The sequence below is a fragment of the Paenibacillus hubeiensis genome (assembly GCF_032334105.1).
Classification (GTDB): domain Bacteria; phylum Bacillota; class Bacilli; order Paenibacillales; family Paenibacillaceae; genus Paenibacillus; species Paenibacillus hubeiensis.
The window spans coordinates 690,680-717,086 of the sequence record NZ_JAVYAE020000002.1; the positions used below are offsets into that span (position 1 = coordinate 690,680).

Sequence of the window (26,407 nt, forward strand, 5' to 3'; positions counted from 1 at the left end):
TTTGTCATTTAAGCAACAATATTCCTGTCCCCGGACAGCCTGATCTGTCGAGGGACAAGAACATATTCCCATTGAAGTCGCTATTTTGGCGGCTTTTTTGTTCTATAAGTACAAGTTATTGTCCCAATCCAAGGACAATAACTTGTACCGATGTTCATAGTCAATTCCCTGTTCATGAAGCTGTTCTCACGTGCTGTGGCGGGCCGCCGGCGCTGCTAAGTGAGTTGGATCGGTGCGGGACCCCGTGCGCGTTGGGGCCGTTCAGGGCCGTTCAATGCCCTCGAAGATGCGCAGGACCTCGGCCGCATGGGCGGTGGGGTCGAATGGTGGGTTGCCAATCCCATGTGTGATAGGTTCCGTGGTCACGGAGCTCCAAAGCCGATCGTGCTTGCCTGCGGCAAAGTCGAGGAGAGCGTCGCGGACGAAGGTGTCCCGGATGGCTTGCTCGTCGCTATGTCGGGGGCGTTGCTGGCCGACGATGCCGTACATCTCCGTGCCGTGTACGGCTGGCGTACCCTCGACAGGGCCAACGGCGAGCAGGTGGGCGTTGCCGCCTGCAGCGGCGTGGGCGAGTGCCGCACGGGCGGCGGGCAGGGTATAGAGATAGTCGGTCAAGAGCGCCCCGCGTACTTCGACAGGAGTGCGTCCGTTGACGTCGTAGGCGGCGACGATGCGCCGAGCACGGCTTCGAGGGATCCGCGACTTCGTTACCAATTCGTCAACGAGGTTGTCGATGCTGCCCGGGTCGAACTGCTCGGTCGCGTTGATAACCCACCAGTCCCCCTCGTTCGTCGCCGTGCTAAAGAGAATGTCGACGTCGCGGTGACGCCCGGATTCGAGTACACGCAGCGGCGTGTCTGCGAGAATGGCCCCGGTCTGAGAGTGGTCGTTCACGATGCCAATCGTCGTGTTGTCGATGCCGTTTCGGTCGCCGATGTCACGTGGGCTAATCTTAACGAGCGTCTCGGCGAGGAGCTTCCCATCCAGGGTGAGCAGTTGTTCGGGTTCGTCCGCGATGCCGAGTTCGGTGAGAAACTTGATCGCTAGTTCTTCTGCCCACCAGGCCGGAACGATCCGGGATGCGCCGCCGGAGAACGCAGCGAGGCGCTGGTAGAGGCCGTCGGCCGCCGGCGCTGCAAGGAGCGCTATCGAGGAGAACGCGCCGGCGCTGTGGCCGGTGACGGTGACGTTCTGAGGGTCGCCACCGAAGCGAGAGATGTTCTCCTGCACCCATCTGAGCGCGGTGATGATGTCCTGCAGGCCGAGGTTAGTGGCGTCCGCGAACGCGCCACCGTATTGGGAGAGCGAGAGCCAGCCGAACGGGCCGAGACGGTAGTTCAGGGACACCCCGATGGCGCGGCCGGTCGCGGCGAGACCTGAGGCGTTCGAAGTGGTCTGGGTGTTCGCGCCGCGTTCGAAGCCGCCACCGTAGATGTAGACGACTACGGGGAGCGGTTCGTCGCCAGCGTTTTCGGGTGCCCAGACGTTGAGGTTCAGGCAGTCCTCGCTGAATCCGTTGTCGGCCTCCAACCAGCTATTGTCGCCGGGTTGGAGCGGGGCGGGTCCCTTCTGGTCATATGACAAGGCCGGGTTAAACGGCAGCAAAACGGGTCGGCGGAAGCGTTCTGCACTGGCGTAGGGGATGCCTAGCCAGGAGCGGACCGCTTGTCCGGCGGTATTAGTGTTGTTCGTGTGATGATTCTTTCCGTTGAGAGTATGGTCAGGTGTCATTTGTATTTCTCCTTTCATAGGTGAAGCGGTATGATCATTTTAGGCCATTATTTATAATAAGAAAAGGTGAAATCAAGACTTGATATGACATATTTGGGACATGTCAGTCAAACCCATCTGCCTTAGAGTGATTAAGGATGCTGTGTTGGTGTGTACACGTCCAACATGAGGGAAGATATCTTGAATGCCGCAGCTACCGAGTATACCCACCTGAATACAGTGATCCCGCCTGGAATCCCAGGGATTTCGCAAAAAGCAGCGGATCACATTCCTCTTGCTGTTCCATTAGCTTTAACATAATTTGGGCACATGCCCGGGCATCATCGAGCGCATTATGGTGATTTAGTCGAATTCCGAAATGGTTAGAGATGATGTTTAATTTATGGGAGGACAGCTCTTGCAGCAGCTTTTTCCCAATTCTGTACGTACATAAATAGTGTATCTCAGGATAGCTTTTTTCAGCGGCATCTAAGCAATACCTCAGCACGCTTATATCAAAAACAGCATTATGTGCAATAATAATTTCTCCGGATATTAGTGGTTCAATGGTTGTCCATAGTTCTCCAAATACAGGTTGCTTGTCAACCATGGAGGGTGTAATACCGTGGATGGCCATATTCATTCGATTAAACGGCTGTTGTGGATCAATTAGCCATTCATATTCACCAGTTACAATCCCATCTCTAACTTGAACTAAACCCAGAGAGCACGCACTCGATCGGTTTAAGTTTGCGGTTTCAAAATCAATTGCTGTAAAATTCAACGGCTCATTCTCCTTTATCTACCTATACCTTAAAAGAAGGATAGGCCCCGCCTATTCAAGCACTTTTCCTTTTAAGGGATAAACCTTATCGGAAGAAATGAATATCATTTCCTCCGGAAAAAACTTTTTAAAATACTTTTCCACTCTAAGATGAATATCCATTTGATACCATCCGGACAACTCGTTCTCTTTAAACAAAAATGGCATGCCTAAGCGCTCGGAACGTTTCCCCCTAGTTCCATCTCCAATGTTAAGTGTGTCGATGTAGATCCGATCAACGATGGACTCCAGTGTTTTAGGAAAATCGGGTGTGAATGGAAGTACAGGCGAAATGGAAGCTTGGGTAGCTATTCCTACGTTATTCACTTCTTTTAATGCCTTCAAGCGTAACTTAATACCTGGAGCATGGGGAGCGAACAATCGTTTCATATCTTCCCGATCTGTTTCTATAGTCATAGAGACAAGGACCTCGCATTTTTGATTTAGTTCAAGTAATAAATGAAGATCCCTTACGACAAGAGGACTTCGTGTTTGGATCTGAAGGAAATCCGGAGGGTATTTGATCATTTCCTCTAAAATAGAGCGTGTTAGCTCCGTCTTCCGTTCCAGTGGTTGATAGGGATCTGTTGCAGTAGACATAAAAAGATGAATGGACTTATTTCTCCGGCGGAGATTGACCATCTCATTCCGATATTTGTCGGCCGCATTTGTTTTGATGCTTACCCATTCTCCCCATGGAGTATCACTGTACCTTTGAATAGGCATTTCCCTAACGTAGCAATACCTGCATCCAAAAGCACAACCACTATAAGGATTTAATGAATGTGTGAAACCAACACTTGAATCTCCTTTCATTTCAGTTAAGATTTTTTTTGCTGTTATGCTGTTAACCTGCATGTTAGCCTCCCATATATCGGATGCTGATACTAAATTAAAGAGCGATCAGATCAATCCAAGTAACGCGAACTGACTGCCTGTTTTGTTTCGTCCCAATATTATGGTATGATCATTTTAGGTCATTTATCAGATTTGATGAAGGCAAAAACGGGAAATTTAATGATACTTTACAGACATTTCGCTTCGTCAAATACTCTTAAAGGAGGTTCGTGTAATCGTTCATTCATTCAAACAGGAAAATAATATAAGACCTCTTAAATATAAACCCGTGTTTTCTTACCCCTACGATCTGGAGATTTTTAGTGTATCTTCTCTCAAAGAGCGAACACCAGAGGAACGTATGAAAATCACTTATCGTTATGAATTTTATATGCTCATTTGTGTCACGGAAGGAATGTGTACTCAATGGGTCGATTTTGAACCCATCGCTTGTAAGGAAGGAACACTGATAATAGTAACACCAGGACAAGTCCATAATTTTGGACATGATGAAAACTGGGACGGATGGGTCATTCTATTCCGTGAAGAATTCCTTCTTCCTGCTTCACTTACGTTGAGTGAACTGAATTTAACGTTTGATATCGGAAGAACGCCTAATAGTTTGACTTTAAATAATACAGAGCTGCATCGGGCAAACACTTTAATCGAGCAAATGGTTCAAGACTCTTTAATTCAAGTAGGCAAAGAGGATGTTCATATGTTGTTACGGTTTCAGCTTTATGCATTCGTAGCATGGCTTAACATTATTCATAAACAAAAAAATATCCCTACTCCTTCTCAGGTCTCACCAAAGTTTTTAAAATTTCAAGAATTAGTGGAGAAAAATTTTGCCAAGTTAAATCATGTTAGTGACTATGCTGCCCTTTTAAATTGCACAGAAAAAACGTTAACACGGGTTACGGTCGCAGCTGTTGGAATAAGTGCTAAAGCTTTCATATCCGCTCGAATTAGTCTCGAAGCTAAACGTTTATTAATGCATACAGATTACTTGATTAGCGACATTGCAGAAATGCTTAATTTTCAAGAAACCACTCACTTTAGTAAATTTTTCAAACGGGAAACTGGCTATACGCCTGTCGAATTCCGAAAGCAGAACCTTTAAATGGAGTGATACTGTGATACAAGGAACATTATTTGATAATGAACATGATCGACCGTTGGCTAATCGTGTGCGTCCTCAATCGTTGGAAGACTTTATAGGACAAAAACATTTACTTGGCCCTGGAAAAGTTCTGCAGGATATGATCAAAAATGATCAAGTGTCTTCTATGATATTTTGGGGCCCTCCAGGTGTTGGCAAAACTACACTAGCTAAAATTATTGCCAATCAAACCAAGTCTAAATTTATTGATTTTAGTGCTGTAACCAGCGGTATTAAAGATATCCGGAATGTAATGAAGGAAGCTGAGGGAAACAGGCAATTAGGGGAGAAAACCCTTCTATTCATCGATGAAATTCATCGCTTTAATAAGGCACAGCAGGATGCTTTTCTTCCGTATGTGGAAAAAGGAAGCATTATTCTCATCGGCGCGACAACCGAAAATCCATCGTTTGAAGTTAACTCGGCTTTGTTATCCCGCAGCAAAGTTTTTGTCCTTCATCAATTAAGCAGTGAAGATATTGTTGAATTATTAAAAAAAGCGATTTTGGATCCTAGAGGATACGGAGATCAAAAGATCGGTTTTGAAGAGGGCGTACTATCTGCTATCGCGGAATATTCAAATGGCGATGCCAGAGTGGCATTAAACACCTTAGAAATGGCTGTGCTAAATGGAGAGAAACAAGCTGAAGCTATTGAAATCAGCAAAGAAGGGCTGCTTCAAATTATTCATCGAAAATCACTATTGTATGACAAAGATGGAGAAGAACACTACAACATCATTTCAGCATTGCATAAATCCATGCGAAATAGTGATGTAAATGCATCTATTTATTGGTTGTCTCGAATGTTGGAATCCGGTGAAGATCCTTTATTTATTGCTCGTAGGCTCGTTAGGTTTGCAAGTGAGGACGTGGGTTTGGCAGACAATAGGGCTTTGGAAATCGCTGTTTCGGTGTTTCAAGCATGTCAATTCATAGGGATGCCAGAGTGCGATGTACATCTAACACAAGCCGTTATCTATCTGACCCTGGCTCCCAAATCAAATTCTGCTTACTTGGCTTACCGTTATGCTAAAAAAGATGCCCTACATTCCATGAGTGAACCTGTTCCTTTGCAACTTCGAAACGCTCCAACGAAGCTTATGAAAGAGCTGAACTATGGTAAAGGGTATCAGTACGCCCATGACACAGAAGAAAAGCTAACAACGATGCAGACTATGCCAGATTCCCTGATCGGACGTGAATATTACCATCCGACAACACAGGGGTCTGAATTTAAAATTAAACAAAGGATGGAAGAAATTACAGCATGGCACAAGAAGAAAAACACCAATCATGAATAGGCTTTACAGATAGGAGGATACCACAATGAAATTAGAAGAAATCGTAGAATACTGTTTATCTTATCCAGCCTCATATGAGGATCATCCCTTTGGAGAAGGATGGACAGCCATACGCCACAAAGGGAACGAGAAGATCTTTGCGTTAACTTGAAATGTGATCCCGATCGATCTGAATTCCTCCGAAACGCATTTGAAGAAGTTAAGCCGGGATATCATATGAGTAAAGAACATTGGAATACGATCATCTTAGATGGAAACCTTCCGGAGGATGATCTTCACGATATGGTAAAACATAGTTTTGACCTAACGAAACCCAAACGTAAAGTGAAATAACTTATGTGACCTTCCTGCAATTACGCAACAACGATTTGGATCTGAGAGATCGCGCAGCACGCTTAAAGCAGGGTACTTTGTATTTGTACTTAAAAATTCATTAAGCACCGTAATACATGAAGATGTTTACATTGTAGCGGGACAACTGACACGATAAAAGGTAAAACATAAGTGGTTAGGTATAAAGAAAAATGTCGTATGAAGTGATTGCTAACTGAATAAATGTGTGATACTATGATCCAGTAAACGTTTACATCAATAAAGAATTGAATATTAGCAGTATTTGGCTGTTACTGGTAAAGCAGGCATGACCAAAATGATTTTGCTTTTTCCTTATGTGAGTAGGGGAAGGCATATCGTTTTGGTCTTTTTTTATATCCAAATTCAGAAATGAGGCTAAGGTATGGATTATCGCAAGTTGGGACAAGAGATTACGGAATTGGTTGGAAAGAAGGATAATATCGCTCGGCTTACGCACTGCGCAACCCGACTTCGGTTCGAGCTGCATGATATCTCCAAAGCGGAGACAGAAAAACTCAAAGCTCTTCCAGGTGTCATTACCGTTGTGAACAATGGTGGACAATACCAGGTTGTCGTGGGCAATGAGGTCCAGCAGGTCTACCGAGTTATCACTCAGCAGATGGGTTCGGCAACTCGAAGTGCGGAGTCCAAATCAGATTCCGACCAAAATAACGGACAAAAGCAGAAACAGAGCTGGATTTCCAGATTCATCAGCGTCATCTCGACGACATTTACTCCAGTAATACCGGCAATTATTGGCGCGGGTATGATCAAAGCGATATTAGCCGTACTTGTGCTGACAGGCCTCGTAACTACAGAAAGCCAAAACTATTATATCCTTAACACCATTGCGGATGCGGCGTTTTATTTCATGCCTATTCTACTGGCTTATGGAGCTTCCATTAAGTTCGAAACAAGTCCAATTCTGGCGATGACAGTTGCCGGTGTTTTGTTACACCCGGGATGGAGCGCCTTGATGGCGGAAGGAAAAGACGTGTTTTTCATCGGTGTTCCAGTTCGACTAACCGATTACGCAGGCTCCGTGCTGCCAATTATTATTGTCGTTTGGCTCATGTCTTATATTGAACGTTTCGCGGATCGAGTATCGCCCTCAATGATCAAATTTTTCACGAAACCGATGATTGTGCTATTGATCACAGCACCTCTTGCATTGGTGGCGATCGGGCCTTTCGGGACGTACCTGAATGATCTGGTTGCGATGGGTGCAGAAGCGATTAATGCCAGAGCCAGTTGGCTGATCCCTTTGTTAATGGGAACTTTGCAGCCGTTCTTGATCGTGACAGGCACTGCATGGGCAATGACGCCGATTGCAACTAGCCAACTGACCAAAAATGGATATGAAATGATCAACGGTCCGGGGATGCTCGCGTCCAATATTGCTCAAGGTGGGGCCACGCTTGCTGTAGCATTAAAAACAAAAAACAAAAAACTGAAACAGCTCGCTGCTTCATCCGGTTTCACCGCTGTGCTGGGAATTACGGAACCATCCTTGTACGGCGTAACGCTGAAACTGAAAAAACCCTTGATTGCCGCAATGATTGGTGGTGGTGTAGCAGGGATATACGCCGGTCTGACCGGATTAGTGCGTTATGCCTTCGTTTCTCCGGGACTTGCCGCTTTGCCTGCCTTCATAGGCAGCAATCCGATGAACATCGTTCATGCTATTGTCACTTGTCTGATCGCTTTTATCGTTACCTTTGCTCTGACATGGATCATTGGTTTTGAGGATCCAGTAGACGATGAAGAAGGAAATACCAACATTAACGATGACAAGACGCTTTCCCAAGAACCTGTTAAAGACAACAATCCAGGCACGCAGTCTGCTGCAACAAATGCAAATGTACCCGGCCAAAATGAATTACGCCCACTTACGATCGCCAGCCCGATGCAAGGGGAATTAGTCCATCTGGACCGAGTACCAGACGATGTGTTCTCTTTGGGATTACTGGGTAAAGGTGCTGCAATTATTCCTGCCAAAGGAGAATTGTATGCACCGATCACAGGGGAAGTTACGGCCTTCATGGACTCCAAACACGCGGTCAAATTAAATGGTTATGATGGAGAAGAGGTGCTCATTCATATTGGAGTGGATACCGTCAACCTGAAGGGGAGACATTTCGACTCTTCCATTAAAGTGGGGGACCGGGTAAAACGGGGTGACTTGTTGATCAGCTTTGATATCGGTGCCATCAAGGCAGAAGGGTATGAAGTCATAACCCCGATCATTATCGCCAATTCGGATCGTTTCACGGACATTAAGCTGGAGAAGCAGAGCCCTGTGGAGGTTGGAGCGACTATTATCCACCTTTCGTAACGACCTTAATACGGCTCGTCATATATCTTGATCAACATTAATATGAAGGAGTGCTTGAGATGATATATCAACACATCAAACCATTCCCCAATGAATTTCTGTGGGGAGGCTCTACCTCGGCCTATCAAGTGGAGGGAGCCTGGAACGAAGATGGCAAAGGTCTGTCCGTAATCGATATGTGTGATCATCCGGCTGGAACCGCCGATTTCACGGTTGCGAGCGATCACTATCACCGATTCAGAGAAGACGTGAAGCTTTTTGCAGAGCTGGGCCTCAAAGCATATCGTTTTTCAATTGCATGGACTCGAATATTGCCTTCAGGCACAGGAGCTGTTAATGAGAAGGGGCTCGATTTTTATCACCAATTGATTGACGAATTGCTGCTCCATGGTATTGAACCCATTGTGACCATGTACCATTTCGACTTACCCTACGAGCTTGAGAAAACCGGAGGATGGAACAACCGGGAAACGATCGATGCCTTTGTCGAGTACGGGCGTATCTTGTTTACGCATTACGGGCATAAAGTGAAATATTGGTTGACCATTAATGAGCAAAATACGATGATTCTCCATCCAGGTGCCATTGGTACACCGAAGGGCGGCCGTATGCCCTCCACTAAGGAACAGTACCAGCAAAATCATCACATGTTTGTGGCTCAAGGCAGAACGATGCGACTATTTCATGCCATGCTCCCGCAAGGCAAGATCGGTCCTGCATTAAACATGACTTCCATGTATCAGGCAACCTCCAGACCAGCAGATGCAATCGCTGCACATAACTGGGAGACGATTCGCGGATGGGGTTTTCTCGACTTATCGGTGTGGGGACGGTATAATCCATTATTCTGGAGTTATTTGCGGGAACGTGGCATCGAGCCGGTTATTGAGCAGGGCGACATGGAAGATATCCAGTCTGGCCGCCCTGATCTGGTAGCAATCAATTATTATTCGACGGCAACCATTGCCGCCAGTACGGGCGATGCGTCGGATGTTACAGCTCGTGCGGGCGATCAGCAAATTATGCTTGGCGAGCAGGGAGTCTACCGGGCCGCGGAGAATCCTTATACGGAAAAAACGAAATATGGCTGGGTCATTGACCCGGTTGGCCTAAGGCTAACATTGCGTAAGGTATATGAACGATATGGTCTCCCGATTCTAATTACGGAAAATGGTATAGGAGCTCCGGATGTACTGGAGGCAGATTACACCATTAACGATACGTACCGGATTGATTTTATCGAGAAACACCTGGAACAGATCAGACTGGCTCTAACGGATGGGGTAGATGTGATTGGTTATTGCCCTTGGTCCGTTATTGACGTGGTAAGCACCCATCAAGGTTATGGGAAACGTTACGGCATGATCTATGTAAACCGTGGTGAACAGGATCTGAAAGACTTGAAGCGCTTGAAGAAGAAAAGCTTCTCGTGGTATCAGGAGGTCATTAAACAGAATGGCAGATGTATCGGTAATTCGGATCAGGCGGTCACGAAAGAATAAAGGATCGTGATGAATGCATGAAAGTAATCAAAATATTGAATAACAGCTTGCTTCTGACCAAAGATGAACAGGGACAAGAAATGATTGTCATGGGAAAAGGCTTGGCATTCAAAGGCAAAGTCGGCGAGCGACTGGATGAAGAGCACATCCAGAAACGATTCATTCTGCAAAATAATCCGTCTGCCCAGGCTTACGTACGAACTATCGAAAACATGCCAGAAAAACATGTGAATGTCATAAACAAATTGATTACCAATGCGAAAGAAAAGCTGTCTCTTGACGATCAAATCTTCTTTACGCTTATGGATCACTTGTCGTTTGCCATTGAACGATGGAAAAAAGGTGTATCATTACAGAATCGCATGTTATGGGAGATCCAGAGGTTTCATCCTGTCGAATTCGAACTGGGGGTTGAAGCCGTTCAGATGCTGAATCTGGAACTGGGTATTGAACTGCCGGAAGAAGAAGCAGGGAATATCGCTTTTCATTTCGTGAATGCCCAAACACATGAGCAGAATATGGAGCGCACGATGCAATCCGTTAAGATGTTAAAAGATATTTTTAACATTATCCAATACACCTTTGATATGCAATTGAACAAAAACTCCATCCATTATGTGAGACTCGTTACACATTTGCAATTTTTCATCCAGCGTTTACAAGAAGGGCGACTGGGCAATTCGGCGAAAGATTTTATATTTCAACATATGGTGAATGAGCATCCGCTTGAATACAAATGCGCGGAGATGATCAAAACCTACGTTCAAAACATGCTGGATATTTCCATATCGAACGAGGAGTTATTATATTTGATGATTCACATTGCTCGAATTGTACAGGAGGAGCAATGTGACGAGGGAGGATTATAAAACAAAGTTTATATTGTTTACTTATGGCAAGCGATTTTTTGAATAGCAGACAGGAAAAACGATGGCCGTTTTCTCGTATTCTACCGGGAAACGGTCTTTTATTATTGCGCAAAATTCTACATTTAAGCGAGTCAGGAGGCAATGAAATGAAGCAGTGCTATAACCTTGTTAAATGGATGGTAATTCGTATGTTGGCCGTAAGCATCTGTGCGGTTATAGGTTACGTTCCCGGCAGAGCGGCCGAGGATGATTCGGTTTTCCAAACCCTGCCAGCAAAAGGAGAAACATGAAACGCTTTCTATCATTTTTAACCATGTCGATCCTTTTTGAAAGCTTGACAAGGTCAAAACATTTGTATATAACTAAATCAGTTATAACCATTGTAGTTATATATAAAAATAAAATTGGAGGTTAACATGAAAATCATAAATCATTTTATACCCGTTTTTACCGAGCAATTGGAATCAACCGTTGCATATTATGAATCTCTTGCAAACCGATCTATGGATCGTACGTGGAATATTCCCGAGGCTGGCTTATCTATAGCCACAGTATATCCTTACGTCATTGTATCTGGAAGTCCGGAGGCCTTGGAGCCTGCTAGATCACTCCGTGCAGTGGTGTATGTTGATTCCATGAACGAATTGAAGGTAGAATTAAAAAAACAAAATACCCTTATCGTAAGAGATCAGCATGGTCCTATTGGTCCAAGCGTTTTTGTTCGACATCCTGACGGTAGTTTTATTGAATATGTTGAGCCTGCGCAAGCTTCTGTTTGACTTGGTGCAAATCAAAAAAATGTAAAATAAAGCTACTCCATTAGAGGAGTAGCTTTATTTTACATTTGCCTTTATCCGTAGTTGCTCTACAATCTGAGCTAGGGTAACAGAAGCTAGTTCATGCTCCATAGCCTTCTGTGCATTAGAGAGTTGGGGTAATAGAATGGATTCAATGTTCATTCCTACAGAACAATTTGGGTCAGTATCCTTGTGAATTTTGAAAAGCTGATTTCCATCCACAGATTCGACTGCTTGGAAGATATTCAGTAGGGTTAATTTTTCAGGAGATATCAGAAGAGAGGCCCCCGCAACTCCTGGTTTTGTTTCAATATAACCTGCTTTTTTGAGCTGGGCCATAATCCTTCTAATGACTACAGGGTTACTATTGATGCTGCGGGCAATTCGATCGCCTGTACTATATAGAGGGTCCAGCGAGATCATGGACAGAATATGGACTGCCATCGAAAAGCGACTACTTATTTGTTTCAATCTACTCACCTTCTTTGCTAAATAGTATAGTTTCATTTAAAGAACAGGTCAATCGACGGCATCATCAGCAGGTTAACATGTAGGTCAAAGATCACTTCCGAACATATTATGATTCCCATCAGATAAGAAATTAGCACGAAAAAAAGAACACGATCTTTCATCCAAGCTAACGGGAATCTTTACTTCAATGTAGTGCAGGAACCGGTTTAGATGAAGCTGACTGGGAATGGAGTTTCACAAGCCGCCTCTAGAAACAAGAATTCAGGAACATACGTTCTTTACATGTGCAATATGTGAGGGTATAATCACAACGTAACGGAAACGGAGAACTGCTTGATTAAACAATGAAGATTTTTCTTCATTTAAGCAAGTTATACATAGTTAATTGGAGGAGTCTGTATGCCATATTGTAAAGTTAAGAATGCCCGTATATATTACGAGGAAATGGGTACAGGCAAACCGATAATAATGATCCACGGTTTTTCGCCAGACCATCGATTAATGAGTGGATGTATGGAACCGATATTTGAAAAGATCCCCGGTTGGCGTCGTATTTATCTTGACCTGCCTGGAATGGGGCAAACAAAGGATTACGATCAAATATGTAATTCAGATGATATGCTGGAAGCAGTTATACATTTTATTGAAACTCTCATCCCAAATCAAGATTATCTCATAGCAGGCGAATCATACGGCGGATATATTACAAGAGGAATAATTAATAAACATAAAGATCGTATTGGTGGCGCTGCACTGATTTGTCCATTAATTATTCCCGATCACAAAAGAAGGAAAGTCCCCGAGCATTTGGTTGTTCATCGTGATCGCGAGTTTTTGGACACCTTAAGTGAAGAGCAAATAAGTGATTTTAGCGCAAATCAAGTCGTTCTCAATGAGTATAATTGGAAAAGGTATTCTGAGGAGATCATTGCCGGTTGTAAGATCGCTGACTACGATTTTCTTAGTAAGCTTCAAAGAAACTATGGATTTTCCAAAAATATCGATGAATTAGTTTTCGATAAACCAACCGTATTTACTCTTGGGCGACAAGATGCAGTCGTTGGTTACAAAGATGCTTTTAGAATTTTAGACAATTATCCTAGAGCAACCTTTGCTGTACTAGACCGAGCAGGCCATAATCTTCAGATTGAACAGCCTCTGTTATTTGAGTCTCTTATGTGTGAGTGGCTTGAAAGAGTAACAGAGCATGGATTTTAGTTTTATGTTAACCTATTAAACTAACCGGGAACGTTATCTGGTTGCCAAAGTCGATGGGAAAAAAGTGAATCTCCCAGACGTACCTTCAGAGAAGAAATCTCTCATGGGAGGTATGGAGAACAATCAATTATGGGATTCTGCCAAGACGATTAATTTCCTCAAAGAGGTACAGTCCCAAGGAGCCGATCCGAATGTGGACGGAGCTGGGGGTTACCTGGCCGTTGAATGTCGTACTGTCTCCTAAATCATCCTAACTCGGCACTGTTCTGAATAAGACGCATGGTCGTTTCAAACCAGGGATCGTCCCAGTATTATTCGTTGTAAGTTCGAGACACGGCCATCGAATATGACATGCTGTCATATTCGTACATAGCCATGCATATATATCCCCGAGAATGTAGGTATGGGGGGCGGATCAATGGACGGTAACAAAGCTAACCATCAGGCAAACGGTCGAAGCTGGCAGGGAGGGAACGTACAATCACAATGGCATGCTAAGCAGTCGCCGGAATACCATTCACAGACAGTAGGGGAACGGGGACCGATTTTGGAACAGGATAGCATGCTGCATGAAACACTTGAAACCTTTGTCCACGAAAAGATATTAGAGCGTCCGGTTCACGTGAAGGGGTTTGGTGCCTTTGGTTATTTTGAAACCCTCCACTCGATGGCCGCTTATACGAATCTGTGCTTCCTGCAACAGCCGGGACAACGGGTACCCGTTACCGTTCGTTTCTCACTTGCGGTCAGCAACAAAGGGACACCGGATACATCCCGCAACGTGCGTGGATTCTCGACGAAATTTTATACCGAGCAAGGCGTTTTCGACCTGCTCTGTAATCATATCCCTGTGTTCCTCGTACGAGATCCGATCCGGTTCCCTGAGTCCATCCGTGCTTTCCTGCCATCACCCGTTAACAATCTCATCGATCCCAATCGATTCTGGGGTTTCGTTGCTAGAGCACCAGAGGCAACCCATTTCGTTGTACGATTGTACTCGGACGAAGGGACGATCAAGAGTCTCCGCCATATGCCAGGACACAGTGTTAACACCTATGTTTGGAAAAATGCACAGAACGATCGCTTCTATGTCAAATATCGCTGGATTCCGTTGGCTGGAGAGCAATATATCGATGCGGAAGAAGCGGCTCGTTTGGCCAGCGAGAATCCCGATTATTCGGGTAAAGATCTATATGATACGATTGCCAAAGGCACACCAGTCCAATACGGGCTGTATGTGCAGTTGATGAACCCACAGGATGAGGCAATGCTGTCGTTCGATCCGTTGGATGACACGAAAGTATGGGATGTACGTCATTTCCCGCTGCTGCCAGTTGGTCGACTCGTATTGGATACGAACCCTACGAATTATCAGGAGCAGGTCGAGAAACTGGCATTCTCTCCGACAAATCTTCTGGATGGTGTCGAGCTGTCCGATGATAAAATGCTGCAAGGCCGCAGCAATATTTATTGGGATTCACAGCGGCATCGCCTTGGATCGGATTTCCGTAAAATTCCGATTAACCATCAAACAAACTGGTCACCGACTGAACAGGTAACGAGTGGGACAGGGCGCTATGTAGCCGGCCGGATCGTTCGATCCGATATTCCACAGCCCGATAATTTCACGCAAGCGGGAGAATTCTACCAATCGCTAACGCAAGTTCAGCAGGATCATCTTGTTCAAAACCTCGCTGATGACTTATCGGCCGCTTCTCATGAGATTCAAAGGGTGGTGTTAGGCTATTTATCCCAGGCTAATGCAACATTAGCCGAGAGGGTAGCGCGTCAGATCGCCGCACCGAAGAAGGGATGATTTACGCAATTTCATGAAGTAGGAGAATGGGGTCGATCAATTGTCGGGGTTCAAGAACATATTCCCATTAAAAATCGCTATTTGGTCATAACCCTGTCAAGTAGACACTTTAAAAAGACAACATTCAAGCTGCGGCCATTTCTCGGTATTTCACCGGGGAACGGTTGTTTAGTCTCTTCTGAATCGGTCCTGGTTGTATCGCCGGCTTGCAGTTGAACGGTTTTGAAGTGTATTGTAATCCTTGGCCCGAGTTTATTTCGATGATTTTTTTGATTTTAATCGTTATTACGGATAATTGATATAAATATTTTTTAGGCAGTTTCTAAAAAGGGCAGGGATGACGTATGTTCATTCCTGCCCTATTTGTTTTTCGAAATAATGAGAATTATAGTTTTAATTTTTATGAAAATTTTCGTAGCTGGTGCAAGTGGTGTTATGTTATTGGGAGATTGTTGCTGCCGCAACTCGTACCAAGCTGGACACGATGTCATTGGCATGACGCGGAAAGAAGAGCAAAGACATTAAGAATGACCGAAACGAAGTGGATTTCCTGGTTAATGAACAAAATAAAGGAGCTATGAAGTTGTTAGAGTCAATGGGATATACCTTTCCTGTAAAATTAGAACTCATGATGTTTAAAAAAGGGACAATACCATTTCCATTTGGCGGCTGATATTTCCCTCAACAATGTCAGGTGGAATCCAAAAATATTAAAGTTAGCAAAAGTGGACGACCGTTTTCATTATGATCTTGAGAAAACGGTCGTCACTTATTCTTGCTTATCACCTAAATTTCCAGTGAATACGCAAGCACTTGGGAACGTGTCATTGCTTTACCTTTGCTCCACAATTCTTGCAATTCCTGCTCAGAAAAAACATGCTGAAGATCAAGAATTACCTCTTCATGCTCTGCGGGAAAATTGGGCATGGCCTCCCCGCCAGAGCTTTGGCGGCCTTTCTCAGCAGCTCCGAGAAGGATTGCAGATTCGGTGAAGGCCTTCTTAGCACATAAGGCAATGGCTAATCCTTCAAGACCACGCGATAGAATCCAAGAACCTCTGTAGATCTGGCTTGCGGCGATGCATTTTTTGAAATATTCAATAGAAGCAGTAATCTGCTCAAGCTTCAGGGCGGAATACCCCAGACTTTCGTATGGACCAGATACTTCCCATTGGTCCTGGACGACTTCGAAGAAATGTACACTCTCATTCAGGCTCTTAGACGCTTCAAAATAATTATGCTGTCCTAATCGGAGCTTCCCGTAAGCATGCAATGAGGAAGCTAAATTCCACAAATCGCCCGTGGCTCTAGCAATATCAATGCTCATCTGTACCAACGGTTCGGCTTCCTCAAGCCGTTTCTGTTTGATGTGAAGAAACGCGAGCAGTCGAAGGGAGGAGATAAGGAGAGAGCTTTCTCCCAAATCGCGAGCGAGTTCCACGCTTCTGATCGCCGAATACATGGCATCTTCAACATTTCCACGGATAAATTGAATGACACCACGTCCATGCAAAGCCTTTGCGGAATCGGTGCCAGACTGTCCTTCGTGTGTTTCATTATCCAGAAAGCGATTCAGCCAGAACAATCCTTCCTTCAGCCTGCCTTCGTGCAGCCAGAACCAATAGAGGTTTGAGACCATGTGAAGTCCAAATGAATAGGCATGCGGGTTAGAGTACGACCATTCCAGGGCAGAACGCAGGTTCGCATATTCTTGCCGTACTTCATCAATACACGCTTCGCGTTCGTGAGTCCTGAATTTGGGCTCCGCACGGACCAAACATTGACTGTAATAACGAACATGGCGTTCAGAAAGCTGATGGCTCTTATGCTTGTCGGTTTCTTTCTGCAACTTTCCGCCTGCATATTCTTTGATAGCTTCCAGCATGAAGTAGCGGATGTAGCGGTAATTCTCGCCGATCTCGATAGAAACGAGAGACTTGTTGACCAGACTGGACAACAGGTCGAGTACGTCTTCGCGAGTGATGCGATCTTCCCGCTCAGGCATTCCGGGCTCACAGATGCAGATCTCTTCCGCCGCCTCCAAAGTAAACCCTCCCGCAAATACGCTAAGCCGCCTCAACATGAGACGTTCTTTGCCGGTCAGCAATTCATAACTCCAATCAATTGTGGATTTGAGCGTTTGCTGACGGGTCACAGCGGTTCGTTTGCCTGCTGTCAGTAAGGTCAGCAGATTCCCTAGGCGTTCCGTGATTTGTTCCAGTGTCAGCATGTTCATTCTGGCAACCGCCAGCTCAATGGCTAACGGGATTCCCTCCAGCTTTTTGCAAATAGAGCCAACAAGTCTGAGATTCTGCAATGTGGGCTGAAACTGGGGCGCAGCAATATGCGCCCGCTCCAAAAAAAGTTGCACGGCTTCAAAGGATATGATCTCCTGTTCGGTTATCTCCTCAAGCAAATGCTCGTCCGCTGGAAAAGATAACGGAGGAAGCCGATAGACGGATTCCCCGGGAATATTGAGTGGTTCCCGGCTGGTGGCGAGGATCGTCAGCCCCGGCGCGAATGCAAGAAGTGATTCAGCCAAAGACGCGCTTGCGTCAATGACATGTTCGCAGTTATCAAAAATAAAGAGTGCTTTCTGGTCGGACAAAGCCTCCAGTATCGTTTGAAGATCGGTCCCGTTTGCCTGGTTCTGCAGCCTTAATGCGGACAGAAGCAGTTGTCCCAGGTCTTGCGGTTCTTTGACAGAGCCGAATTCAAACATCCATATCCCTTGTGGGTACGTTCCCCCGAGCGTTGAAGCCACCTGAACAGCAAGGGACGTCTTGCCTATTCCTCCGGGACCCACGACAGAGACCAGGGAGTGAGCATTCAGCCGTTCCTTCAAGTCAGCCATGGCTAGACTTCGTCCAACGAAGAGCGTAGGGAGCTTGGGCAGCCGGTGTGCTGGCGCGATTGAAGCCTGCGGCGCGGCAATCATTGGTTTCGGTGTTGTCCCTTCCATAGTAACCAATGTGTCGAACCAGGTTGCGTCGAAATCGGGAAACTCCCGTGAGGTCGCTGACCGCGCTTCCGAGAAGCGCTTTACAGAATTCCAAAGCTCCTCAGCCTCATGACGCGGATCGGCTTCCAGGAGAAGCCCTTCTTCGCAGAACGCTTGTATCATTCGTTTGAGACTGCCCACGCTGGGGAGGCGGTCTCCATTCTCCCATTGCTGCACCGTTCGTGGATCAACACCGACCCGCCGTGCCAGGTCCACTTGCCGCATCCGTTTGGATAAGCTGTGCCTGGCAGGTCTGGAACGAATTTTTTTGATCCATTCATGAGGCCAATCTTTTGGCAATTTCCCGTCTTCCATCCTATCACCTGAATTCCATAGTTTCCGCAGCTTCACACGAACAAACACGAACTTATGTACATTCGTGTTCTGGATTCTAACAGATATAATTAGCCATATCAACAACAACGAGGAGGTAACACACATGCCATTGACTCGCATTACCACATTGAAGGGTCGCTCCAGCGAAGAGAAAGCCCGTATTAGCGAGGTCGTCTTGCAGACGATTGTGGACAAGCTGCATGTCCCCCAGAACGATCGCTTTCTGATTGTAGAAGAACTTGAACGTGACCATTTCAGCTTTGATCCGAATTGCCTGGATATTGATAGAAGTAACGGTTTTCTAATCGTTCAGGTCACGCTGAATGCTGGCCGATCAGCAGAAGTGAAGAAAGAGTTCTATGAGGTATTAGCCGAGCAGCTTCATCAGCAGTGCGGCATCAGAACGGAAGATGTGTTCATCAATCTGGTTGAGGTCACCAAAGAAAACTGGTCTTATGGTAACGGCATCGCTCCATTTATCGTGTAATTTCACAAACTAAACTTAATGATGAGAGGAAGTTTTAATTATGTCAACTGTACTTTATATAACTGCCCATCCCGGCAGCGTTGAAGCATCTTACAGTCTTTCCGTCGGAGAGCAATTCGTTCAAGCTTACAAAGAAAGCAATCCGGGAGATCAAGTAGTCCATGTAGACTTGTATCGGCGCGACATTCCCCAAATTGACGTTGACGTATGGGAAGCCTGGGGAACCCTTCAAAATGGTGGTTCGTTTGATCAATTGACTGCCGCGCAGCAACTCAAATTAACTCAGTTGAATACATTGCTTGATGAATTCGTTGCTGCAGACAAGTATGTGTTCGTAACACCTATGTGGAACTTCTCTTACCCTCCGGTAATGAAGGCATACATTGATTCCTTCTGCGTCAGAGCCAAAACCTTCAAATACACAGAGAACGGTCCCGTTGGCCTGCTTGAAAACAAAAAAGCATTCCATATCCAGGCTACCGGCGGCATTTACTCGGAAGGACCTGTGGCGGACCGGGAGAACGGCAGCCGTCATTTGAAAACCGTCCTGAACTTCGTAGGCATCACCGATTTAGATAATCTGTTTATTGAAGGAGTGTCCACTGCAGGAGACCGCGCTCCACAAATCAAAGCCGAAGCGATCGAGAAAGCACGCATAGCCGCCAAAAACTTCTAAGACTACATTCAGATAACACGCTGAATATGCTTCGCAACATTTTGCCCATCCATCGCTCACCCGGTATACGAGCATTGGATGGGCATCCTCATGGAGGTGTTCATGGGCGTTCGAATCGAAGGCGTATTTGGTGAATTCAAGGAGGGGAAGAGCATGACAGAGCTTCAGGCACAAGCAGGGCTGAAAGCGGGGAAACGAGCGGGGGTGGCGGTCATATTGGGTGCTTTGGCTGCGCTCGCCCCGTTCTCCCTGGACATGTATTTGCCCGCGCTGCCGACATTAGCCAGCGATTTGCAGGCATCACCTGCCATGGCGCAGATTAGCTTGACTGCCTGCATGTTGGGACTCTCGTTCGGGCAACTGGCAGCCGGTCCGCTGAGCGATATGCACGGACGGCGCAGGCCGCTGCTTGTGGGGTTATTCCTGTATATCGCCGTATCCGTGTGGTGTACCTTAAGCGGGGCCATCTGGTCATTTATCGCGTTGCGGTTTGTACAAGGTCTGGCTGGAAGCTTCGGCGTAGTGATTTCCCGGGCGGTGGCGCGGGACCTCTTTTCAGGGGCCGAATTGACCCGGTTTTTCTCACTCCTGATGCTGGTGAACGGGGCCGGTCCAATCTTTGCGCCGATTGCCGGCGGGCAGCTCCTGCGGGTGGCTTCCTGGCAGGGCGTATTCGTAGCGTTAAGTCTTATTGCTGCGATTCTGTTCGTTGCAGTCTTCACCACTCTGGAAGAGACATTGCCAGAGAAGGACAGAGTGAAGGGCGGCTGGAAGGAGACGATTGTTACGTTCCGAACCCTGCTTCGGGACCGGATCTTTATGGGTTACGCCTTATCACAAGGTTTCGTTCTGGCTGCGATGTTTGCGTATATTTCAGGCTCCACGTTCGTAATTCAAGACCTATTCGGTGCTTCGCCGCAATTGTTCAGCATTTTGTTCGCGCTGAATGGGGTTGGTTTGATCATCGCTGGGCAAGTTACGGGTAGGCTGTCCGGCAAAATAAGCGGGTATACACTTTTCGTCAGTGGAATTATGCTTGCAACCATTAGCAGCTTGGCGTTATTCGGGGTGTTATTGAGCGGTGGGGGGTTATACGCGGTATTAGTGCCGCTATTTTTCGTAGTATCCAGCGTCGGCGTCGTAACTACGACTGGCTTCTCCCTCGCGATGCAGAACTATGGACAAGCCGCCGGGAGCGCTTCCGCGCTGTTAGGCCTGATCTCATTCGTGCTGGGCGGACTCGCTGCACCTCTTACCGGGATCGGAGGAGGTCAATCAGCCATCCCTATGGGAACGGTCATCGCGTTATCCAATATCGCCGCAGTCATCTGTTACCTCACGTTAATCCGAAGAAACCCGGCATCAGCAATTTCATCAAAGGGGGAATACAAATGAAAGTATCCTATCATGGACATTCTGTAGTAAAAATCGAAACAAACGGCACTACCATCCTGATTGATCCGTTCATTACAGGCAACGCAAATACCGATCTGGATGCGGCCAGTATACAAGCAGACGTAATCCTGTTAACCCACGGCCACGGAGATCATGTAGGGGATACGGTAGACATTGCGAAACGAAACAACGCATTGGTCATTGCCTCGGCAGAGCTGGCAGATGTGCTCGGATGGGAGGGAGTGAGAACCCATGCCATGAGTATCGGCGGGGCGTACACCTTCGACTTTGGTAAAGTGAAGCTGACTCAGGCTTTCCATAGCTCTAGTTATGTTAACCCTGAGACCCGAACCATTATCTATACGGGAATGCCTACCGGAATTCTGTTCACCGCCGAAGGCAAAACAATATACCATGCAGGTGACACGGGCCTTTTTTACGACATGAAAGTGATTGGGGAACGCAATGACATTGACCTGGCTTTTCTCCCGATTGGCGACAACCATACGATGGGCCCGGAAGACGCGGCCGTAGCCACAGATTGGCTTCAAGCCAAACAAGTTGTGCCGATCCACTTCAATACGTTTCCGTACATTCAACAAGACCCCTATTACTTCGCCTCGCTCCTTGAGGATGGAGTAGGGGTCGTCCTTGAACCGGGAGAAGCTATCCATCTGTCATCCTAAACATCGATAAGACACCGGAGGGAAACATTTCACAGCCGTCGCTCTGTATGCTTGGGATGCTATCGGACAAGAATATAGTCCGGTTGAAGTCGCTATAATTATAGCGGCTTTTTTATGTTATCGGTACAACTTTTTGTTCCGAGTGCTGCAGGCGAACATGATGATCCGAACAGTGCTGATGGCATGGGGAATGCTAGCACCTTAAGGAGTTTGTAGCTATGGAACTATAGCGGTCAGGAGAGCCTAACCTCGGCAAGTGCTTCCGTACGGAGTCAGCTTATTACGTTTGCCACGGAAGAATACCGTTTGAATTCGGGTAAATCGAATGATGTAAAGGAATAAGCAAAAGAAATAATGGCTGCACAAGAAGTTACCGAGCAGCAAAAAATACAAACAAGGATTCAGTAGCGATTGCTTCCGGGGAGGGGGGAAGCAATCGCTATGTTTATTTGCGGATTTTTTATTTTTATGTCCTTCACATGTGTACAAAAAATAAAAAAGATGCTACATTGAAATTAGTCTAAACCCTTTTATAAAAAGGTTTTTCGCAGAATTTCATGTCTCCTGTACGAGTACAAACGTATATCAAGGAGGGAATCGAATGTCAAGTCGAGCATTGGACCAATTTTTAAATTCGAACATCGAAAATCTAAAGACTAAAGGTCTATATAACGTCATCGATACGCTGCAGGGTGCAAATGGTCCTGTTATTCGTATCGACGGAAAGTCCCTAATCAATTTGTCTTCTAATAACTATTTGGGACTGGCAACAGATGACCGCCTCATTGATGCTTCAGTTAAGGCGGCGCAGACATATGGGGCAGGCGCAGGGGCTGTGAGAACAATTAATGGTACGATGGATCTTCATATTGAGCTTGAAGAAAAACTGGCCCGTTTCAAAAAAACGGAAGCCGTTATCGTGTATCAATCGGGATTTAACTGTAATATGGCTGCTATATCCGCGGTTATGGACCAGCATGATGCGATTTTATCCGATGAGCTGAACCACGCTTCAATTATTGATGGGTGCCGCCTGTCGAGAGCCAAGGTGATTCGCTTTAAGCATTCGGATATGAATGATTTAAGACAGCAGGCGAAAGAGGCCAAGGAATCCGGTCAGTACCATAAAATTATGGTCATCACCGACGGGGTTTTCTCCATGGATGGTGATATAGCAAAGCTGCCCGAAATCGTGAAAATAGCAGAAGAATTCGATCTGATTACTTATGTGGATGATGCCCACGGTTCGGGCGTTCTCGGAGCAGGTGCGGGAACCGTAAAGCATTTTGGATTGTCCGACCGCATTGACTTTCAAATTGGTACTCTTTCCAAGGCGATCGGCGTTGTCGGCGGTTATGTGGCGGGTAAAAAACAACTGATCGAATGGTTGAAGCTAAGAAGCCGTCCGTTTCTGTTCTCGACATCGCTACCTCCGGCTGCAATCGCTTCTTGTAGCGCTTCTATCGACATTTTGATGAATGACAAAGAGCTGATCGAGAAGCTGTGGGGGAACGGCAATCATTTGAAAAATGGCTTGAGCCGGCTTGGATATGATGTAGGCCAAAGCGAAACGCCGATTACACCTTGTATCATTGGCGATGAAGTAACCACCCAACAGTTCAGCAAACGGCTCTATGAAGAAGGCGTTTACGCCAAGGGAATCCTGTTTCCGACAGTTCCGAAAGGAACCGGTAGAATACGCAACATGCCGACAGCTGCCCATACCAAGGAGATGCTTGACCAGGTGATCTCCGTTTATGAGAAAGTTGGTAAGGAAATGAAGCTGATTTAGATGCATTCGCGGGAGTATATTTCGGGAGGAATGTCTTATGAACAAGATATTGGTGACCGGAGCACTGGGCCAAATCGGTTCTGAGTTAGTTGTTAAATTGCGTGAGATTTATGGTGCGGATCACGTCGTTGCTACGGATCTCCGGTCATCAGCCCACGAAATTACCCGATCCGGACCATTCGAGCTGCTGGACGTGACGAATGATAAGGCGATGTTCGAAATCGCCAAGCGGTACGAAGTTGATACCGTCATTCATTTGGCTGCGCTGCTGTCGGCTACCGCAGAGGAGAAACCCCTGCTTGCCTGGAATTTGAATATGGGCGGATTGATGAATGCACTTGAAATATCCAGAGAGCTCGGCTGCAGATTGTTCACTCCAAGCTCCATTGGATCTTTTGGCCATACGACTCCGAAATACAATACCCCGCAGGATACGATTCAGAGGCCCAATACGATGTACGGCGTGAGCAAAGTGTCCGGCGAACTGCTTTGTGATTATTATTTTCACAAGTACGGCCTGGATACTAGGGGGCTACGATTCCCAGGTTTAATATCTTATATGACGCCTCCCGGCGGAGGAACGACGGATTACGCGGTGGAAATTTATTACGCAGCCGTGACGGCTGGCCGGTATACATCTTATATCGCCAAAGACTCAAGCATGGACATGATGTATATGCCGGATGCCCTGAATGCTATCATTGATTTAATGGAAGCGGATTCTTCCCGGTTGATTCACCGAAACTCATTTAATGTCACCGCAATGAGCGTGGATCCGGAGGCGATCGCTGCAGCGATTCGGGAGGAGTTTCCCGGCTTTATCCTCGATTATGACGTTGATCCTAAGAGACAGGCGATAGCCGATAGCTGGCCGCATTCCATTGATGCGACGGCAGCGAAAACAGAATGGGGATTTCATGCACGCTACGACTTGAAGGCCATGACGAAGGATATGCTTTCACAGCTAAGCGAGAGACAAATGCTTCGCAAAGCTTAAAGTTATTATGAATTCGCTGTGCAAAACGAGTAGAAGTACAAAAGAAGCTGCATCAAGAGGAGGTTTGGCATTACCCGGACCTTTTGTTGCAGCTTCTTTTTTCATCCTCCATTTCCGTGAGGAGAAATAGTAGGGGCTGGAAGAATGTCGAGGGACAAGGACATATTCCCATTGAAGTCGCTGAACTTGACGGTTAAGCTGTCGGGTGAAATATAGCTTAATGATGCCCCGAAGACAGCCGACCACAAAGATCGGCTGCCTTCGTTGCGATAACGAGCCGATTAATTCAATCTTAACATAACATACTTGTTAAGTTTGTTCTCGGTTTAAGTGCTGGTTATACATTTCCTTGAACAGTAAAATCTAAATGTAACGTAAGAAATTCGCTTTAGGGGTGCAAACATGAAGATTGGTTCGATCATCAGAAAACTAAGGTTGAAAAGTGGTATTACCCAAGAGCAACTGTCCAATGCTCTAGCCGTTTCGGTTCAGACAATTTCAAGATGGGAGACATCCGCTAATTATCCTGACTTAGAAATGCTGCCCTTAATTGCAAGGTATTTCCGAGTTACAACAGACTATTTGTTAGGAATAGAAGGAGGAAATAATAACATGAAATTGCTTAAAACCGTTGAAACATTTGAAGTTCCTAGCCGGGAAGAAGCTGAATCGTTGGTAAAAAAATTCTCAAGCGAAAAATTCCCTGTATTGCTGGGTCATAGAATTACGGAAAATGATGATGGGGCGATTATTCTTGAGGTAGAAAAGAAGTTTGGCGTTAACCTTGAAGATATGCCATGGAAAGCTAACCAGGGTTAGCCCATTGCCGATTTGATGTATATCTAAACATTGATCACATGCACTTAAAACTTCATTAAGTACAACAATACATGAAAATGTTCACATTGTTATGGACAACTGACACGATGAGAGGTTAAACACGGGTGGTCATGTATTAATAAAGGTGAAATATCAACTGAATCTGAGCAATACATCGTGCAGAACAATAAGCTCTGGTTAAAAGATGAGTACGCAAAATACCAGTAAACAAAGGATACATGCACCTAGCTTCCGGCACGTAAATAAGAAAGCCGAACCCTGTTCAAAAGACGGGTTCGGCTTTTGCTTATTCCCTACGACAGTTCAAAGCAAATAAACTAGTAGACTGCAGAATAATGTTTTATACCGAGTAAATAAAGTTATAGACTGATACGCCGGTTCGCGCAGCAGTTCCGCCATCCTAGTCCTCTCCGGATACGCGGGGCGCGGAGATCGGCAGCTGTCTACGACGGCTAACAGTTGCGGCGTTAAGCTCCCTCGGGCGAGTCCAATCCGGCACCTCCGAACAGGTTGAAATATTTAAAATTCATGTTGGCATCGAGCATTTATTTTTTAGGATACAGAAAGTAACATAGAAAATAAAGCGCTTACGAAATTCAGTTTCTAGCCTTAAACGGATTCAGGATTACAACCTTGGGAAGGGGATTGCACATGAAGAAAATGCAGGTATGGTTAGGGGTATGTCTTCTTGTTGTAGTGATGGCTCTGAGTGGCTGCAGTGGTATCGATTACCATGTGGGTGCCTTTCAGCGCTGCTTTATCTCAGGTCTCACGGTTGGCGGGGTGAAAGGTTAAAAGAAATCCCTCTATTGACGAAATGGATGTCGCAAGCTTCTGTCTTGTTTTTATTGCCTCTGCGTCGAACGAGAAGGTGGGGCATTCTATCATCATCTGAAGGGGTGCTAAACGATGTAAGTTCCACGTATGTGGAATAACGGTTATAGGATTCGATATCTTAACAAACGACTTAGAGATTCTACTTTAGACGAAAGCATGAACGT

At 45.9% G+C, this 26,407-nt stretch carries 21 protein-coding genes and 1 pseudogene; 17 read left to right on the forward strand and 5 right to left on the reverse strand.

The features are described 5' to 3' along the window. Positions 1 to 261: 261 nt before the first annotated feature. The 3 genes from RSX24_RS09625 to RSX24_RS09635 all read right to left on the reverse strand — a co-directional run bounded on the left by RSX24_RS09625 (position 262) and on the right by RSX24_RS09635 (position 3,391). Entirely contained in the window at positions 262 to 1,731 is a 1,470-nt protein-coding gene (locus tag RSX24_RS09625) for a carboxylesterase family protein (protein ID WP_343260411.1), read from the reverse strand. A 193-nt stretch (positions 1,732 to 1,924) separates the two neighbouring features. After that, positions 1,925 to 2,494 (reverse strand): 3'-5' exonuclease, encoded by a 570-nt coding sequence (locus RSX24_RS09630; protein WP_343260412.1) that lies wholly within the window; start codon positions 2,492 to 2,494, stop codon positions 1,925 to 1,927. A gap of 51 nt (positions 2,495 to 2,545) precedes the next feature. Beyond that, positions 2,546 to 3,391 carry an SPL family radical SAM protein gene (locus RSX24_RS09635; RefSeq protein WP_343260413.1) on the reverse strand — a complete coding sequence of 282 codons (846 nt, stop codon included), beginning with the start codon at positions 3,389 to 3,391 and terminating at the stop codon, positions 2,546 to 2,548. 340 nt (positions 3,392 to 3,731) lie between these two features. Between RSX24_RS09635 and RSX24_RS09640 the strand changes: the two genes are divergently transcribed. The 7 genes and pseudogenes from RSX24_RS09640 to RSX24_RS09670 all read left to right on the forward strand — a co-directional run bounded on the left by RSX24_RS09640 (position 3,732) and on the right by RSX24_RS09670 (position 11,674). Further along, on the forward strand, positions 3,732 to 4,493 hold the full coding sequence (locus RSX24_RS09640) for an AraC family transcriptional regulator (protein ID WP_343260414.1): 762 nt from the start codon (positions 3,732 to 3,734) through the stop codon (positions 4,491 to 4,493). A gap of 13 nt (positions 4,494 to 4,506) precedes the next feature. Beyond that, positions 4,507 to 5,835, forward strand: a complete 1,329-nt coding sequence (locus RSX24_RS09645; RefSeq protein WP_343260415.1) for a replication-associated recombination protein A — start codon at positions 4,507 to 4,509, stop codon at positions 5,833 to 5,835. Positions 5,836 to 5,860: 25 nt separating this feature from the next. Then, positions 5,861 to 6,168, forward strand: a pseudogene (locus RSX24_RS09650) (MmcQ/YjbR family DNA-binding protein). A gap of 418 nt (positions 6,169 to 6,586) precedes the next feature. Next, the gene (locus RSX24_RS09655) at positions 6,587 to 8,524 is read left to right on the forward strand and encodes a beta-glucoside-specific PTS transporter subunit IIABC (RefSeq protein WP_343260416.1); all 1,938 of its coding nucleotides are present in this window, start codon (positions 6,587 to 6,589) and stop codon (positions 8,522 to 8,524) included. Between the two features lie 59 nt (positions 8,525 to 8,583). Continuing rightward, positions 8,584 to 10,026: a glycoside hydrolase family 1 protein gene (locus RSX24_RS09660; RefSeq protein WP_343260417.1), complete on the forward strand. Its 1,443-nt coding sequence runs from the start codon at positions 8,584 to 8,586 to the stop codon at positions 10,024 to 10,026. 17 nt (positions 10,027 to 10,043) lie between these two features. Further along, positions 10,044 to 10,895, forward strand: coding sequence for a BglG family transcription antiterminator LicT (gene licT, locus RSX24_RS09665; protein WP_343260418.1), 852 nt, complete (start codon positions 10,044 to 10,046; stop codon positions 10,893 to 10,895). Positions 10,896 to 11,311: 416 nt separating this feature from the next. Beyond that, a complete protein-coding gene (locus RSX24_RS09670; RefSeq protein ID WP_343260419.1) occupies positions 11,312 to 11,674 on the forward strand; it encodes a VOC family protein in 363 nt (120 codons plus the stop codon). Positions 11,675 to 11,728: 54 nt separating this feature from the next. Here the strand turns inward: RSX24_RS09670 and RSX24_RS09675 are convergent, their stop codons facing one another. Continuing rightward, entirely contained in the window at positions 11,729 to 12,163 is a 435-nt protein-coding gene (locus tag RSX24_RS09675) for an Rrf2 family transcriptional regulator (RefSeq protein WP_236412784.1), read from the reverse strand. A 399-nt stretch (positions 12,164 to 12,562) separates the two neighbouring features. Here RSX24_RS09675 and RSX24_RS09680 point away from each other — a divergent pair, with 399 nt between their 5' ends. From RSX24_RS09680 to RSX24_RS09690, 3 genes are all read left to right on the forward strand, one after another. Further along, positions 12,563 to 13,381, forward strand: coding sequence for an alpha/beta fold hydrolase (locus tag RSX24_RS09680; protein WP_343260420.1), 819 nt, complete (start codon positions 12,563 to 12,565; stop codon positions 13,379 to 13,381). A gap of 103 nt (positions 13,382 to 13,484) precedes the next feature. Beyond that, entirely contained in the window at positions 13,485 to 13,625 is a 141-nt protein-coding gene (locus RSX24_RS09685) for a hypothetical protein (RefSeq protein WP_236412786.1), read from the forward strand. Between the two features lie 174 nt (positions 13,626 to 13,799). Next, on the forward strand, positions 13,800 to 15,197 hold the full coding sequence (locus RSX24_RS09690) for a catalase (protein ID WP_343260421.1): 1,398 nt from the start codon (positions 13,800 to 13,802) through the stop codon (positions 15,195 to 15,197). Positions 15,198 to 15,983: 786 nt separating this feature from the next. On the opposite strand, the gene RSX24_RS09695 is transcribed toward RSX24_RS09690, so the two are convergent. Next, entirely contained in the window at positions 15,984 to 18,512 is a 2,529-nt protein-coding gene (locus RSX24_RS09695; RefSeq protein WP_343260422.1) for a helix-turn-helix domain-containing protein, read from the reverse strand. Positions 18,513 to 18,636: 124 nt separating this feature from the next. Here RSX24_RS09695 and RSX24_RS09700 point away from each other — a divergent pair, with 124 nt between their 5' ends. The 7 genes from RSX24_RS09700 to RSX24_RS09730 all read left to right on the forward strand — a co-directional run bounded on the left by RSX24_RS09700 (position 18,637) and on the right by RSX24_RS09730 (position 25,385). Continuing rightward, entirely contained in the window at positions 18,637 to 19,020 is a 384-nt protein-coding gene (locus tag RSX24_RS09700) for a tautomerase family protein (protein ID WP_343260423.1), read from the forward strand. Between the two features lie 40 nt (positions 19,021 to 19,060). Continuing rightward, positions 19,061 to 19,696 (forward strand): FMN-dependent NADH-azoreductase, encoded by a 636-nt coding sequence (locus RSX24_RS09705; protein WP_343260424.1) that lies wholly within the window; start codon positions 19,061 to 19,063, stop codon positions 19,694 to 19,696. Positions 19,697 to 19,849: 153 nt separating this feature from the next. Next, positions 19,850 to 21,091 carry a multidrug effflux MFS transporter gene (locus RSX24_RS09710; protein ID WP_343260511.1) on the forward strand — a complete coding sequence of 414 codons (1,242 nt, stop codon included), beginning with the start codon at positions 19,850 to 19,852 and terminating at the stop codon, positions 21,089 to 21,091. Then, a complete protein-coding gene (locus RSX24_RS09715) occupies positions 21,088 to 21,777 on the forward strand; it encodes a metal-dependent hydrolase (protein ID WP_236412795.1) in 690 nt (229 codons plus the stop codon). The genes RSX24_RS09710 and RSX24_RS09715 overlap by 4 nt, the downstream gene beginning before the upstream one ends. A 601-nt stretch (positions 21,778 to 22,378) precedes the next feature. Continuing rightward, on the forward strand, positions 22,379 to 23,569 hold the full coding sequence (locus RSX24_RS09720) for a glycine C-acetyltransferase (RefSeq protein ID WP_343260425.1): 1,191 nt from the start codon (positions 22,379 to 22,381) through the stop codon (positions 23,567 to 23,569). A gap of 37 nt (positions 23,570 to 23,606) precedes the next feature. Further along, positions 23,607 to 24,566, forward strand: coding sequence for an L-threonine 3-dehydrogenase (locus RSX24_RS09725; protein WP_339272263.1), 960 nt, complete (start codon positions 23,607 to 23,609; stop codon positions 24,564 to 24,566). A 402-nt stretch (positions 24,567 to 24,968) separates the two neighbouring features. Beyond that, positions 24,969 to 25,385, forward strand: coding sequence for a helix-turn-helix domain-containing protein (locus RSX24_RS09730; protein WP_236412798.1), 417 nt, complete (start codon positions 24,969 to 24,971; stop codon positions 25,383 to 25,385). The last annotated feature ends 1,022 nt before the right edge of the window (positions 25,386 to 26,407 follow it).

What these genes read in the sequence shown, in the direction of transcription:
- RSX24_RS09660 (WP_343260417.1), top strand. Translation starts at nt 8,584, where the DNA reads ATGATATATCAACACATCAAACCATTCCCCAATGAATTTCTGTGGGGA.
- RSX24_RS09640 (WP_343260414.1), top strand. Translation starts at nt 3,732, where the DNA reads ATGAAAATCACTTATCGTTATGAATTTTATATGCTCATTTGTGTCACG.
- RSX24_RS09700 (WP_343260423.1), top strand. Translation starts at nt 18,637, where the DNA reads ATGCCATTGACTCGCATTACCACATTGAAGGGTCGCTCCAGCGAAGAG.
- RSX24_RS09635 (WP_343260413.1), bottom strand. Translation starts at nt 3,391, where the DNA reads ATGCAGGTTAACAGCATAACAGCAAAAAAAATCTTAACTGAAATGAAA.
- RSX24_RS09715 (WP_236412795.1), top strand. Translation starts at nt 21,088, where the DNA reads ATGAAAGTATCCTATCATGGACATTCTGTAGTAAAAATCGAAACAAAC.
- RSX24_RS09720 (WP_343260425.1), top strand. Translation starts at nt 22,379, where the DNA reads ATGTCAAGTCGAGCATTGGACCAATTTTTAAATTCGAACATCGAAAAT.
- RSX24_RS09625 (WP_343260411.1), bottom strand. Translation starts at nt 1,731, where the DNA reads ATGACACCTGACCATACTCTCAACGGAAAGAATCATCACACGAACAAC.
- RSX24_RS09710 (WP_343260511.1), top strand. Translation starts at nt 19,850, where the DNA reads ATGACAGAGCTTCAGGCACAAGCAGGGCTGAAAGCGGGGAAACGAGCG.
- RSX24_RS09670 (WP_343260419.1), top strand. Translation starts at nt 11,312, where the DNA reads ATGAAAATCATAAATCATTTTATACCCGTTTTTACCGAGCAATTGGAA.
- licT (WP_343260418.1), top strand. Translation starts at nt 10,044, where the DNA reads ATGAAAGTAATCAAAATATTGAATAACAGCTTGCTTCTGACCAAAGAT.
- RSX24_RS09725 (WP_339272263.1), top strand. Translation starts at nt 23,607, where the DNA reads ATGAACAAGATATTGGTGACCGGAGCACTGGGCCAAATCGGTTCTGAG.
- RSX24_RS09680 (WP_343260420.1), top strand. Translation starts at nt 12,563, where the DNA reads ATGCCATATTGTAAAGTTAAGAATGCCCGTATATATTACGAGGAAATG.
- RSX24_RS09705 (WP_343260424.1), top strand. Translation starts at nt 19,061, where the DNA reads ATGTCAACTGTACTTTATATAACTGCCCATCCCGGCAGCGTTGAAGCA.
- RSX24_RS09695 (WP_343260422.1), bottom strand. Translation starts at nt 18,512, where the DNA reads ATGGAAGACGGGAAATTGCCAAAAGATTGGCCTCATGAATGGATCAAA.
- RSX24_RS09690 (WP_343260421.1), top strand. Translation starts at nt 13,800, where the DNA reads ATGGACGGTAACAAAGCTAACCATCAGGCAAACGGTCGAAGCTGGCAG.
- RSX24_RS09730 (WP_236412798.1), top strand. Translation starts at nt 24,969, where the DNA reads ATGAAGATTGGTTCGATCATCAGAAAACTAAGGTTGAAAAGTGGTATT.
- RSX24_RS09685 (WP_236412786.1), top strand. Translation starts at nt 13,485, where the DNA reads ATGGGAGGTATGGAGAACAATCAATTATGGGATTCTGCCAAGACGATT.